The organism is Pseudomonas sp. D(2018), from assembly GCF_005502555.1.
Lineage (GTDB): Bacteria > Pseudomonadota > Gammaproteobacteria > Pseudomonadales > Pseudomonadaceae > Metapseudomonas > Metapseudomonas resinovorans.
In genome coordinates, this window is record NZ_SCOK01000005.1 from 32,323 (window position 1) to 45,793 (window position 13,471).

Here is a 13,471-nt window from a genome sequence, read left to right on the forward strand (position 1 = left end):
CATGACCACTCCGCAGCTGGAAACCCTCAGCGTCAATGGCATCCACATGCAGGTCGCCATGCAGGGGGCTGGGCCACTCGTGCTGCTGTGCCATGGGTTTCCGGAGCTCTGGTACTCCTGGCGGCACCAGCTCGACGCGCTCGCGGCCGCCGGATTCCGGGTCGTCGCCCCGGACATGCGCGGCTACGGCGGGACCGACGCGCCGCTGCAGGTGGAGGCTTACACCCGGCTGCATCTGATCGGGGACATGGTGGACCTGGTCCGGGTGCTGGGGGAAAGACAAGCGGTGATTGCCGGCCACGACTGGGGGGCAATGGTGGCCTGGGGCGCCGCGCTGACCAGACCGGACCTGTTTCGCGCCGTCATCGGCATGAGCGTGCCCTTCGCGCCACCCGACCCCACGGATGTCCTGAAAGCGCTGGAAGACCTAGGTATCCATGACTATTACCTGCAGTACTTCCAGGTGCCTGGTGTGGCGGAAGCCGAGCTGGAGCGGGATACCGAAGCGACCATCAGGCGGCTGCTCCATTGCGGCTCCGGGGATTGGCGCGGTGTGCCAGCCTTTGGCCGCCTCCCCGGGCAGGGCTTCCTCGACCACATGGAAGCCCCCAGGCGGCTGCCGACCTGGCTAACCGAAGACGACATCGCACACTACACGGGGGAATTCCGCCGCACCGGTTTTCGCGGCGGGCTCAACTGGTACCGGACCATGCGGCTCTCCGCTGAACTGATGGCGCCCTGGCGCGGTTGCATCGTCCGGCAGCCGTCGCTGTTCATCGCCGGGGCCCGGGACTCCGTACTCGGATTCCCGATGATCCCCCAGCTGATCGCTGCCTTCCCGAAAACACTGCCCGGGCTGCGCGGGTGCCACATGCTCGAGGGAGCCGGGCACTGGATACAGCAGGAGCGAGCCACGGAAGTCAGCAGGCTGATGCTGGAGTTCCTCCGCACCCTTTAAACCGGCATGGGTGACGGGATCACTTCCCGCGTGCACATCGGCTCGGCCAGGTCACCTGCCGTAGCGCTGATGCCCCCACGCCAACATCGCCTGCAACAGCTTGCGCAGCACGGCCTGGGTCGGCACAGCCAGGTCTTCGCGGTAGTCGAAGGGCACCTGCTCGTCCATGTAGGTGCATTGGGCCAGTTCCAGCTGCACCGCGTGGATGTGCTGGTCGGGCTGGCCGTAGTGGCGGGTGATGTGGCCGCCCTTGAAGCGCCCATTCAGCACATGGCTGTAGTCCTGCGCATCGGCGCAAACCGCCACCAGCGCCTCGGCCAGGGTCGAATCGCAACTGGCACCGGCGTTGGTGCCGAGGTTGAAGTCGGGCAGCCGACCATCGAACAGGCGCGGGACGAAAGAGCGGATGGAGTGGGCGTCGAACAGCAGCGCGTAACCGAACTCGGCTTTCATGCGCGCCAGCTCATCACGGAGGGTCTGGTGGTAGGGCATCCAGATTTCCGCCAGATAACGCGCACGCTCCGCCGCGGTGGGCTCTTCGCCCTCGCGGTAGAGCGGCTCGCCATCGAACAGGGTGGCCGGATAGAGGCCGGTGGTGGCCGTGGCATAGAGCGGCGTGTCATCGGCCGGGCGATTGAGGTCGATGACATAGCGCGAATACTGCGCCGCCAGCGTGCTCGCGCCCAGCTCGGCAGCGAAGTCATACAGGCGCGGAATGTGCCAGTCGGTATCGGTAAGGTCCCAGCCGGCCTCCACCATGCCGGCCTCCACCGCCGGGGTCAGGTGGATGCCGGGGTGCGGCATGCTGATCAGCAACGGCGCGCTGCCGCGGCTGAAGCTCAGAACGTTATCCACAGTCGATCTCCTGTCCGTGTCGAATCACCCGCTTGGGCAGGTCGCCGCCCAGCCAATAGGCGAGTTCCGCTGGGCGCTCGATGTCCCAGGCGATGAAGTCGGCCACCTTGCCCTCTTCCAGGCTGCCGTGACTGTCGGCCAGCCCCAGGGCCTTGGCCGCGTGCAGGGTGGCGCCGGCAAGCGCCTCTTCCGGGGTCAGGCGGAACGAGGTGCAGGCCATGTTCAGCATCATCCGCAGCGACAGCGCCGGGGAGGTGCCAGGGTTGAGGTCGGTGGACACCGCCATGGCAACGCCGTGCTTGCGCAGTGCGTCGATGGGCGGCAGCTGGGTTTCCCGCAACAGGTAGAAGGCGCCTGGCAGCAGCACGGCGACCGTCCCGGCCGCCGCCATCGCAATGGCGTCGTCCTCGGTCATGTACTCCAGGTGGTCCGCCGACAGCGCCTGGTAGCGCGCGGCCAGGGCGGAGCCATGCAGGGACGAGAGCTGCTCGGCATGCAGCTTCACCGGCAGGCCCAGCTCATGGGCCACCTTGAATACCCGCTCCACCTGGGCCGGGGAAAAGGCCAGGTGTTCGCAGAAGGCATCCACCGCATCCACCAGCCCTTCACCGGCCAGGGTCGGCAGCATCTCGTTGCAAATGTGGCCGATGTAATCGTCGGCACGACCGGCATACTCCGGCGGCAAGGCGTGGGCCGCCAGGCAGGTGGCGCGCACGGTCATCGGCAGGGTCTCGCCCAGGCGCCGGGCGACCCGCAGCATCTTGCGCTCGCTGGCCAGGTCCAGGCCGTAGCCGGACTTCACTTCCAGGGTGGTAACGCCGTCGCGCAGCAGCTTTCGGGCGCGACGGGTAGCGCTTTCCAGCAGCTCGTCCTCACTGGCCTCGCGGGTGGCGCGCACGGTGCTGGCGATGCCGCCGCCCTGGGCGGCAATCTCGGCGTAGCTGACGCCTTCCAGTCGCTGCTCGAACTCGCGGCTGCGATCCCCACCGAAGACCAGGTGGGTGTGGCAATCGATCAGCCCCGGGGTGACCCAGGCGCCGTTGAGATCGACTTCCACGTCATAGGGAATCGCCGGCAGTGCCTCGCGCGGGCCGATCCACTCGATGCGCCCGGCATAGGTGACCAGCACCGCGTCTTCGATGATCGCGTACTTGCCGTCCTTCATGGTCGCAGCATGGCAATTCTGCCAGAGGTGTTTCATTGCAGTCCTCCGGTGCGAGCGGCGATCCCTTCCAGCGCGGCACCGTCGCGCAACAGGTCGGCGGCACGGGCGATGTCCGGCGCCAGCCAACGGTCCTGGTCATAGGCGGGCACACGCTCGCGCAGGGTTTCCCAGGCGGCTGCGGTGCCGGCACCAAAGCTCCTGGGCTTGTGGAACTCAAAGGCCTGGGCGGCCAACAGGTATTCGATCGCGAGAATACGGCCGCAGTTCTCCAGCGACCGGCCCAATTTGAGGGCTGCGCTGGTACCCAGGCTCAGGTGGTCTTCCTGCAGCCCGGACGTGACGAAGTTATCCACAACCGCGGGTTGCGCCAGCTGGCGGTTCTCGCTCACCAGGGCGGCAGCCACGTATTGGGCGATCATCATTCCCGAGTTGACCCCGGGCTGGCTCACCAGGAAGGCCGGCAGGCCACTGACCAGCGGGTTGACCAGCCGATCCAGGCGCCGTTCGGCGATACCGCCCAGCTCGGCCACGGCGATGGCCAGCAGGTCCGCCGCCATGGCGACCGATTCGCCGTGGGGGTTGGCCTGGGACACCACCTTGTAGGCGTCCGGCGTGCCCAGCAGCAGCGGGTTGTCGTTGGCCGCGGACAGTTCGGTGTCGACCTGGCGCGCAGCGTGGGCCAGCTGGTCACGGCAGGCGCCATGCACCTGCGGGATGGAACGGATGCTCAGGGCGTCCTGGGTGCGGACGCCGCGGCTTTCGGCGACCACCTCGCTGCCCGCGAGCAGGGCCAGCAGGTTGGCGCCCACCGTCTGCATGCCCGGGTGTGGCTTGAGGGCGATGATGTCCGGGTCGAAGGCGGCGATCTGCCCGCGCAGGGCTTCGAAACTCATGGCGCCGATCACGTCGGCCCAGCGCATCAGGCGTTCGGCGTCGTCCAGGGCGAGGCAGGTCAGGCCGGTCATGCAGGGCAGGCCATTGACCAGGCAGAGCCCATCCTTGGCGCCCAGGCGCACAGGCTCCAGGCCTTCAGCGGCCAGGGCCTCGACGGCGGGCACCACCTGGCCGCGATAGCTCACCTCGCCAACGCCGAGCAGGGCGATGCCGACATGGGCCATGTGGGTCAGGTAGCCCACGGAACCCTGGGACGGCACCCGCGGGGTGATGCCACGATTCAGCAGGGCCAGCAGCGCCTCCACCACCTGCCGCTGCAGGCCGGAGTGGCCGTGGCTGTAGTTGGCGATGGCGCAGCAGATGATGGCGCGCGTCTGCTCGTCTGCCAGGACCGGACCAACGCCGCAGGCGTGGCTGAGCAGCGTGTTACGCGACAGCGCGGCGAATTGTTCGGCGTTCAGCACAATGTCGCTCAGGGCGCCGAGGCCGGTGCTGATCCCGTAGGCGCGTTCGCCCCGTTCGACGATACGTTCGACGATGCCACGGGCATTCTCGATGCGCGCCCAGGCTGCCGGGGTCAGCTCCAGGCGGGCGCCGTGACGGGCCACCGCCACCACCTGGCGCCAGTTCAGCGGTGAATCGCCCAGCAGGACTTTCTCGGGTAACGACATTCGGATGTTCCTTACAGATTGGCCACGCGGCGCTGGACGAAGCGGTCGACGTAATCGTCCGCGGGCTGGTGGAGGATTTCACGCGGCGTACCGACCTGGATCAGTTGGCCGTCCTTGAGGATGGCGATGCGATTGCCGATGCGCACGGCTTCGTCCAGGTCATGGGTGATGAAGACGATGGTCTTCTGCAGGGTCTTCTGCAGCTCCAGCAACTGCTCCTGCATGTCGGCGCGGATCAGCGGGTCGAGGGCGCTGAAGGCTTCGTCCATGAGGATGATGTCGGTGTCGGAGGCCAATGCACGGGCCAGGCCGACGCGTTGGCGCATGCCACCGGAAAGCTGGTGCGGGTAGGACTTCTCGTAGCCTTTCAGGCCCACGGTGGTGATCCAGTGCTGGGCACGCTCCAGGCAGTATTCCTTGGTCTCGCCGCGCACCTTGAGGCCGTAGGCGACGTTGTCGATCACCGACTTGTGCGGCAGCAGGCCGAAGCTCTGGAACACCATGCTGATCTTCTTGCGGCGGAATTCGCGCAACTGCTCCATGTCGTAGCGCAGGATGTCCTCGCCATCGACCAGGATCTGCCCGCTGGTGGGGTCGATCAGGCGGTTGAAGTGGCGCACCAGGGTGGACTTGCCGGAACCGGACAGGCCCATGATCACGAAGATCTCGCCCGCGCCGATGGACAGCGACAAGTCGTTGACCCCGACCACGCAACCCGTGTTTTCCAGCACATCGGCCTTGCTCTTGCCTTGCTGGATCAGTGCCAGGGCCTCCTCGGCGCGCTGGCCGAAGATCTTGAATACGTTCTTGACGACGATCTTGCTCATGTTCTCGCCACTCATTTGCTGACTGCGTGCCGCGAACGGCCGTAAGCCTGGGTGATGCGGTCGAAGACCACAGCCAAGATGACGATGGCCAGGCCTGCTTCGAGGCCCTTGCCGACGTTGAGCGTCTGGATGCCCACCAGGACGTCTTCACCGAGGCCACGGGCGCCGATCATCGAGGCGATCACCACCATCGACAGGGCCATCATGGTGGTCTGGTTGATACCGGCCATGATGCTCGGCATGGCCAGCGGCAGCTGCACGCCGAACAGTTGCTGCCAGCGGTTGGCGCCAAAGGCGTTGATGGCTTCCATCACTTCTCCGTCAACCTGGCGGATGCCGAGATCGGTCAGACGGATAAGCGGCGGCGCGGCGTAGATCACGGTGGCGAAAATGGCTGGCACCTTGCCCAGGCCGAAGAGCATCAGCACCGGGATCAGGTACACGAAGCTGGGCATGGTCTGCATGATGTCCAGCAGCGGCATCAGCACCGCGCGCAGGCGGTCGCTACGGGCCGCAAGGATGCCCAGGGGGATGCCGATCAATACCGAGATGAAGGTGGCCACCAGCATCAGCGCCACGGTCTGCATCAGTTTGTCCCAGAGCCCCACCGCACCGACCAGGAACAGCAGGCCGGTGATCACCACTGTCGGCAAGATGCGCCGGGTGGCATGCCAGGTGATGCCGGCGACTATCGCCAATACCAGCCACCAGGGCGTGGCGCGCAGGGTGCCTTCCAGATAGACGATGGCCCAGAGCAGGGTGTCGGAGATGTGGCGGAACACATCGCCGTAGTTGGTCACCAGGCTGTCTACCCAGCCATTGACCCAATCAGCGATGGAGAAGGTGAAGCGTTCGGGGAACATAGCTCGCTCCGGTCATGTGGGGGGCCTTCTCCACCCTGGGAGAAGGCCGGGATCAGTAGTGCCCAGCGGCCTCAGAGAGCGGCTTCGATTTTCTTCGCCGCATCCTCGCTGACCCAGGCGTGCCACACCTCCGGGTGCTCCTTGAGGAAGAGCTTGGCCAGGTCCGCCGAGTCCATTTTCTCCTTCGCCATCTTGGCCAGGTTCTGGTTCAGCAGGTCGATCGGCAGGTTGACCTTGGTCAGCACCGCCACCAGCTCCGGGGCCTCGTCGTGGAAGGTCTTGGACAGGCCGACCTGGATGGTCACGCTCTTGTCCACGCCGGCCTTCTCTTCCAGCTTGACCAGGTCGGCCTGGCCCATCAGCGGCGTCGGCGACCAGTAATAGAAAAGAATAGGCTCGCCACGGCGATAGCTCGACAACACGGCGGCATCCAGGGCCGGGCCGGTGCCGGGACGGAAGTTGGTGAACTTCTCTTCCAGGCCGTAGCTCTTGAGCATTTCGCTGTTGTCCAGCTCACAGGTCCAGCCGGCCGGGCAGTTGTAGAAACGGCCCTTGCCCGGCTCTTCCGGGTCACGGAACAGCTCGGCGTACTGGCCGAGGTCGGCGATGGCTTTCAGCTGCGGTGCCTTGGGTTCGAGGCCACGCTTGGCGTCACCCTCGATCACGTAGCGCGGCACGTACCAGCCTTCGGTGGCGCCGACGATCGGTGCGCCCACGCCCACCACCTTGCCGGCGGCAGCGGCCTTGTTCCAGGCATCGCTACGGCCGACCCATTCCTCGGCGAACACCTGGATATCGTTGTTGCCCAGGGCCTGCTCCATGGTGATGGAGTTGCCCGGCAGGCTGTCGGTCTCGCAGCCGTAGCCGTTCTTCAGCACGAACTGCAGGAGGTCGGTGAGCAGCATGCCGCTCTCCCAGTTGAGCCCGGCGAACTTCACGGCCTTGCCGGATTCGCACCAGCCCTCCGCCTGGGCGGAAGCTGCCCCGGCCAGCAGGCCAGCGGCACACATCAGACTCAACACTCGCTTCTTGAATTGCATGTTCCGACGCTCCTGAAACTTGGAATGGAATGAGGCAGTTCGTTCATCGACAGGCGCCGGTCGTGCCGGCTCCCGGTGCCAGTAACTGGCAATTGTTGTTTTAAGAACCGGCCACGACTCGTGATCGCCCCGGATAACTCGCGCAGCGGCGAGGCGCCTGAGCCAGGCTGGAACGCATGCGTCCCAACCTCCGGCTCCTTGCTTCAGGTTCACAAGCTCGGCAGCAGCTTCGCCGGCATCAGGCTGTTCAGGCAGCCGCTGGCCAGCAGGTTACTGGCCGTTTCGATGTCCGGGGCGAAGAAGCGGTCTTCCTGGTAGTAGGCCACCTGGGCGCGCAGCAGGCCGCGGGCTTCTTCCAGCTTCGGCGAGCTCTTCAGGCCGGTGCGGAAATCCAGGCCCTGGCAGGCGCCCAGCCATTCGATGGCGAGGATGCCGCGCACGTTCTCGGCCATGGCCCAGAGGCGCTTGCCGGCGTTCGGCGCCATCGACACGTGGTCTTCCTGGTTGGCGGAGGTGGGCAGGCTGTCGACGCTGGCCGGGTGAGCCAGGGCCTTGTTGTCGCTGGCCAGGGCGGCTGCGGTGACCTGGGCGATCATGAAGCCGGAGTTGACCCCGCCGTTTTCCACCAGGAAGGGCGGCAACTGCGACATGTGCATATCCATCATCAGCGAGATGCGACGCTCGGACAGCGAGCCAATTTCGGCGATGGCCAGCGCCAGGTTGTCAGCGGCCATGGCCACCGGCTCGGCGTGGAAGTTGCCGCCGGAGATCACGTCACCCTCTTCGGCGAACACCAGCGGGTTGTCGGAGACTGCGTTGGATTCGATCTCCAGCACCTCGGCGGCCTGGCGCAGCTGGGTCAGGCAAGCGCCCATGACCTGCGGCTGGCAGCGCAGGGAGTACGGGTCCTGCACCTTGTCGCACTTCTCGTGGGAGCGGGCGATTTCGCTGCTGGCGGTGAGCAGGTCACGGTAGGCGGCTGCTACATCGATCTGGCCGCGCTGGCCACGGGCGGCATGGATGCGCGCATCGAAGGGGGCGCGGGAGCCAAGCATGGCCTCGACGCTGAGGCCGCCGCAGACAGTGGCGCCCGCGAACAGGTCCTCGGCCTCGAACAGGCCACGCAGGGCATAGGCGGTGGACACCTGGGTGCCGTTGAGCAGGGCCAGGCCCTCCTTGGCGGCCAGGGTCAGCGGCTCCAGGCCGGCAACCGCCAGGGCTTCGGTGGCCGGCAGCCATTGGCCTTTGTAGCGCGCCTTGCTCTCGCCGAGCAGGATCAGGGACATGTGCGCCAGGGGCGCCAGGTCGCCGGACGCGCCCACGGAGCCTTTCAGCGGAATGTGCGGGTAGACCTCGGCATTGATCAGTGCGACCAGGGCGTCGATCACCTTGCGGCGGATACCGGAGAAACCACGTGCCAGGCTGTTCACCTTGAGCAGCATGATCAGACGCACCATGGCATCGTCCAGCGGCTCGCCAACACCGGCGGCGTGGGACAGCACCAGCGAGCGCTGCAGCTTTTCCAGGTCGGCCGGGGCGATGCGGGTCGAGGCCAGCAGGCCAAATCCGGTGTTGATGCCGTAGGCGGTGCGGCCTTCAGCGACGATGCTCTCGACGCAGGCGACACTGGCGTCGATGGCCTTTCCGGCGCTGGCGTCCGGGGTCACATGCACGGGCGCGTGGAAGACCTGGCGCAGCTGCGCCAGGGTCAGGGTTCCGGGTTTCAGGTTCAGCGCGTTCACGCTCATTCTCCTTTGCCGATCATGGGCAGGTTCAGGCCCTGCTCACGTGCGCAATCAATGGCGATCTGGTAGCCCGCATCGGCATGGCGCATCACGCCGGTGCCCGGGTCGTTGGTCAGTACGCGAGCGATGCGTGCAGCGGCTTCGTCGGTACCGTCGCAGACAATCACCATGCCCGAATGCTGGGAGAAGCCCATGCCCACGCCGCCGCCATGGTGCAGGGACACCCAGGTCGCGCCGCTGGCGGTGTTCAGCAGGGCATTGAGCAGCGGCCAGTCGGAGACGGCGTCGGAACCGTCCTGCATGGCTTCGGTTTCGCGGTTCGGGCTGGAGACCGAGCCGGAGTCCAGGTGGTCGCGGCCGATGACGATGGGCGCGGACAGCTCGCCGCTGCGCACCATTTCGTTGAAGGCCAGGCCGAGCTTGGCGCGCAGGCCCAGGCCAACCCAGCAGATACGTGCTGGCAGGCCCTGGAAGCTGATGCGTTCGCGGGCCATATCCAGCCAGCGGTGCAGGTGGGCGTCGTCCGGAATAAGTTCCTTGACCTTGGCGTCGGTCTTGTAGATGTCCTGCGGATCACCGGACAGCGCGGCCCAGCGGAACGGACCGATACCACGGCAGAACAGCGGACGGATGTAGGCCGGAACGAAGCCGGGGAAGTCGAAGGCGTTGGCCACGCCCTCTTCCTTGGCCATCTGGCGGATGTTGTTGCCGTAGTCGAAGGTGGGCACGCCCATCTTCTGGAAGTGCAGCATGGCTTGTACGTGGACGGCCATGGACTGTTTGGCAGCCTTGACCACCGCAGCCGGGTCGCTCTTCGCGCGGTCGCGGTACTGCTCCCAGCTCCAACCGATCGGCAGGTAACCATTGAGCGGGTCGTGGGCGCTGGTCTGGTCGGTGACCATGTCCGGGCGTACGCCGCGGCGGACCAGTTCCGGCAGGATCTCGGCGGCGTTACCCAGCAGGGCGATGGAGATCGCCTTGCCTTCGGCGGTGTACTTGGCGATGCGTGCCAGGGCGTCGTCCAGGTCCTTGGCCTGCTCGTCGACGTAGCGGCTGCGCAGGCGGAAGTCGATGCTGGTCTGCTGGCATTCGATGTTCAGCGAGCAGGCGCCGGCCAGGGTCGCGGCCAGGGGCTGGGCGCCACCCATGCCGCCGAGGCCAGCGGTGAGCACCCAGCGCCCGGTGAGGTTGCCGTCGTAGTGCTGACGACCCGCCTCGACGAAGGTTTCATAGGTGCCCTGGACGATGCCCTGGCTGCCGATATAGATCCAGCTGCCGGCGGTCATCTGGCCGTACATGGCCAGGCCCTTGGCATCCAGTTCATTGAAGTGTTCCCAGGTAGCCCAGTGGGGTACCAGGTTGGAGTTGGCGATCAGCACGCGCGGGGCATTGGCGTGGGTCTTGAACACGCCGACCGGCTTGCCGGATTGCACCAGCAGGGTCTCGTCTTCATTCAGCGCTTTCAGGGTCTCGACGATCTTGTCGTAGCACTCCCAGTTGCGCGCAGCGCGACCGATGCCGCCGTAGACCACCAGTTCCTTCGGATTCTCCGCCACCTCGGGGTCGAGGTTGTTCATCAGCATGCGCAGCGGCGCTTCGGTCAGCCAGCTCTTGGCGTTCAGCTTGGTGCCACGTGGGGCGCGGATTTCGGTGTCACGGAATTTGGTCATGGCAGACTCCTCATTAAAGGGTAGTAGCGGGGGCGGCGATCAGAGCCAGCCCATGAATTGGGCCAGGTAAGCCAGCGGGATGCTGAACACCAGGCTGAGAATGGTGCGCTGCAGCCAGACCACCAGCAGGTCGCGCAGGCTCAGCGGAATCCGCGTGGCGAGCACGCAGGGAATCGAAGCAGAGAGGAACAGCACGCTGCTGACCGAAACGATGGCGGCAACAAACTTGACCACGACGTCGGCATCTTTCAGCAGCATGGCGGGCAGGAACATTTCGGCCAGGCCGGCGGAGATCGCGCGGGCCACTTCCATCGGCTCGTTCAGGCCGAACAGCCAGGTGACCGGGTAGAGCAGGACACCGACGGCGTCGAACAGCGGGGTGTATTTGGCCGCCAGCAGGCCCAGCAGGCCGACAGCAAGGATGCTCGGCAGGATCGCGGCGGTCATGCGCAAGCCATCGACGAAGGTTTCCCGCAGCGAGACCGCAAGGGGCGGCGCGACGCTCGCCTGCTCCATGCCGGCCTGCCAGGCGCTGCGCAGGCGGCCCACACCAGGCTGCAGCTGCGGTTCGGGAATGGGCTCGGACGGCAAGCGGGAAAGCGGATAGATGCGCGCGCTGACGGCAGTCACGGCGAAGGTCACGGCCATGGCACCCCAGAAATACAGGTTCCACTGGTCCATCAGACCCAGGGTCTTGGCGATGATCACCATGAAGGGGGCGGAAACCGTGGAGAAGCCGGTGGCGATGATGGCCGCTTCACGCACGTTGTAGTGGCCCTGCTGGTACATGCGGTCAGTGATCAGCAGGCCGACGGAGTAGCTGCCAACGAAGGAGGCGACGGCATCGATCGCCGATTTGCCCGGCGTGCGCCAGATCGGCCGCATCACCGGCTGCATCAGCACACCGATCAATTCCAGCAGGCCGAAACCGATCAGGAACACCAGCGACAGCGCGCCCAACGGCACGATCAGGGCCAGGCTGAGCACCAGCTTGTCGAACAGGAAGGGCAGCATCCCAGGCTGATAGATGGCTGCCGGGCCGAACTGGAACAGGTAGGCCACGCCGATCAGCAGGCCAATCACCTTCAGCACGCTGAACACGAGCCGCGTCGCGCCGTTGCGCCAACTGCCGCTGTACCAGGGCTCGATCGCGCCAAACAGCATGAACAGCAGCGCAAGACCGATCACCACGGGCCGCGCATGCGTCTGCAGCGCCGTGGCGGCGTGGTCCAGCAGGATGGTCGAACGGCCGGCGATCTCGAACGGCACGAAGAACAGGACCAACCCGATCAGGCTATAGCCCAGCAACCGGGCCAAGGCATATCCGCGGGAGGAGGCGAGGGTTGGCGATAGCTCTTCGGGCATCTTTATTCTCCGTTGGCGATAGAGGACGGGGTGAATGTCTGAACACATCTCTACTTGTACATACAAGCATAAGCAAGCAAAGGGCCAACTCCTTTGCCATGGAGGTGAATCCACGGAAAAGCCTTGTGTGACGGGGGACGGAGGGAAGCGGTAGGTGGTGCGACGCGAACTGACCAGGCATCTCAATCTGTTACCAAACGGCAAAATGCCCGATTTCGAAGCACTCAGGCCCCAGATTGGGGCCTTAGGTAACAATCACTTCAGGGAAGCATCGACGCGTTGGGCGACTTCCGCCGGCACCCAGCTCGACCAGATGTCCCTGTGCTGGCGAAAGAAGGCGTCAGCCATCGGACCCGCCTCGGCGCGCTCCTCGGCCATGCGTGCCAGGATGCCGTTGAACAGCGGCAGCGGGATCTCCACCTGTTCGAACACCTGCACCAGCGCCGGCGCTTTTTCGTGCAGGTCGCGGGAGACGCCGATCGAGAGCTTCGCCGGTAACGAACGGGTACCGATGGGCTTGGGGTGCTTCGGGTCGATCAGCGTTTCCCAGGCCTTCTGATCGAACGGCGGCTCGTCCAGCTGCACCAGCTTGTAACGCCCCATCAGCGGCGTCGGCGACCAGTAGTAGAAGAGGATCGGCTGGCGTTGGCGGATGGCCGAAGTAATGGCCGCATCCAGCGCCGGGCCGGTGCCCGTGCGGAAGTTCACGTAGCTGTCTTCCAGTCCGTAGGCCTTGAGTTTCTGGCTGTTGACGCCTTCGCAGGTCCAGCCGGTGGGGCAGTTGTAAAAGCGCCCCTTGCTGCGATCCTCCGGGTCCTTGAACAGCGCCTTGAAGCGCGGCAGGTCGCTCACCGAACGCAGGTCCGCGGCGGGCGCACCCTCGCCCTTCACCAGGTAATCCGGCACCCACCAGCCTTCGGTGGCACCCTTCACCGGCTCGCCGACGGCGAAGACTTCACCGGCCGCTTCGGCCTTGCGCCACAACTCGCTGCGGCCAGCCCACTGCTCGGCAATCACCTGGATATCGTTCTGCCGCAGGGCGTTTTCCATGGTCAGGGTGTTACCGGGCAGAACATCGGTCTTGCAGCCGTAGCCCTTCTCCAGCAGCACCCGCAACACTTCGGTGGTGAACATGCCGCTTTCCCAGTTCAGGCCAGCCAGCATCACCGGCTTGGGATAGGGACACTCGGCGGCTTCGGCCTCCAGAGAGGCCGGCAGGACCAGGGACAGGACAATGGCAACGAGAACGCTGTGGCGGGGCATGGGCGGCTCCGGTAGGCGTGGCGGGCGACAGGGTTAGGTGTAGACCCTATGGCGCGGTCGTGCCCGACGGGAACTCGGTGGAAGGCTTTTCCTGTGGGGGCGAATTCATTCGCCAAGCAGGCCGAAGGCCTGCCGTTGGAGGCTCTCGGGGGCAG

The 13,471-nt window shown here is 65.7% G+C and carries 11 protein-coding genes; 1 reads left to right on the top strand and 10 read right to left on the bottom strand.

Translation table 11 applies throughout. The annotated features are described in order from the left end of the window. Window position 1: 1 nt before the first annotated feature. Window positions 2-958, top strand: a complete 957-nt coding sequence (locus FFS60_RS05535; protein ID WP_137821349.1) for an alpha/beta fold hydrolase — start codon at window positions 2-4, stop codon at window positions 956-958. A 51-nt stretch (window positions 959-1,009) separates the two neighbouring features. Here FFS60_RS05535 and hutG read toward each other — a convergent pair whose 3' ends face one another. The 10 genes from hutG to FFS60_RS05585 form a co-directional block, all read right to left on the bottom strand. Next, on the bottom strand, window positions 1,010-1,813 hold the full coding sequence (gene hutG / locus FFS60_RS05540; RefSeq protein WP_028629834.1) for an N-formylglutamate deformylase: 804 nt from the start codon (window positions 1,811-1,813) through the stop codon (window positions 1,010-1,012). Continuing rightward, window positions 1,806-3,014 carry an imidazolonepropionase gene (gene hutI / locus FFS60_RS05545; RefSeq protein WP_137821350.1) on the bottom strand — a complete coding sequence of 403 codons (1,209 nt, stop codon included), beginning with the start codon at window positions 3,012-3,014 and terminating at the stop codon, window positions 1,806-1,808. The genes hutG and hutI overlap by 8 nt, the downstream gene beginning before the upstream one ends. Continuing rightward, window positions 3,011-4,543 carry a histidine ammonia-lyase gene (gene hutH / locus FFS60_RS05550; protein ID WP_137821351.1) on the bottom strand — a complete coding sequence of 511 codons (1,533 nt, stop codon included), beginning with the start codon at window positions 4,541-4,543 and terminating at the stop codon, window positions 3,011-3,013. Before hutH (FFS60_RS05550) ends, hutI begins: the two co-directional genes overlap by 4 nt. Window positions 4,544-4,554: 11 nt before the next feature. Beyond that, entirely contained in the window at window positions 4,555-5,385 is an 831-nt protein-coding gene (locus tag FFS60_RS05555; protein ID WP_081668116.1) for a glycine betaine/L-proline ABC transporter ATP-binding protein, read from the bottom strand. Beyond that, window positions 5,382-6,233, bottom strand: a complete 852-nt coding sequence (locus FFS60_RS05560) for a proline/glycine betaine ABC transporter permease (protein ID WP_028629837.1) — start codon at window positions 6,231-6,233, stop codon at window positions 5,382-5,384. The genes FFS60_RS05555 and FFS60_RS05560 overlap by 4 nt, the downstream gene beginning before the upstream one ends. 71 nt (window positions 6,234-6,304) lie before the next feature. Then, on the bottom strand, window positions 6,305-7,273 hold the full coding sequence (locus FFS60_RS05565) for an ABC transporter substrate-binding protein (protein WP_028629838.1): 969 nt from the start codon (window positions 7,271-7,273) through the stop codon (window positions 6,305-6,307). A 209-nt stretch (window positions 7,274-7,482) separates the two neighbouring features. Further along, a complete protein-coding gene (hutH, locus tag FFS60_RS05570) occupies window positions 7,483-9,021 on the bottom strand; it encodes a histidine ammonia-lyase (RefSeq protein ID WP_137821352.1) in 1,539 nt (512 codons plus the stop codon). Continuing rightward, window positions 9,018-10,688, bottom strand: a complete 1,671-nt coding sequence (gene hutU / locus FFS60_RS05575) for a urocanate hydratase (protein ID WP_137821353.1) — start codon at window positions 10,686-10,688, stop codon at window positions 9,018-9,020. Before hutU ends, hutH (FFS60_RS05570) begins: the two co-directional genes overlap by 4 nt. Before the next feature lie 39 nt (window positions 10,689-10,727). Beyond that, window positions 10,728-12,053 carry a YjiH family protein gene (locus tag FFS60_RS05580; RefSeq protein ID WP_137821354.1) on the bottom strand — a complete coding sequence of 442 codons (1,326 nt, stop codon included), beginning with the start codon at window positions 12,051-12,053 and terminating at the stop codon, window positions 10,728-10,730. A gap of 255 nt (window positions 12,054-12,308) precedes the next feature. Continuing rightward, a complete protein-coding gene (locus FFS60_RS05585; RefSeq protein WP_137821355.1) occupies window positions 12,309-13,316 on the bottom strand; it encodes an ABC transporter substrate-binding protein in 1,008 nt (335 codons plus the stop codon). Between the last annotated feature and the right edge of the window lie 155 nt (window positions 13,317-13,471).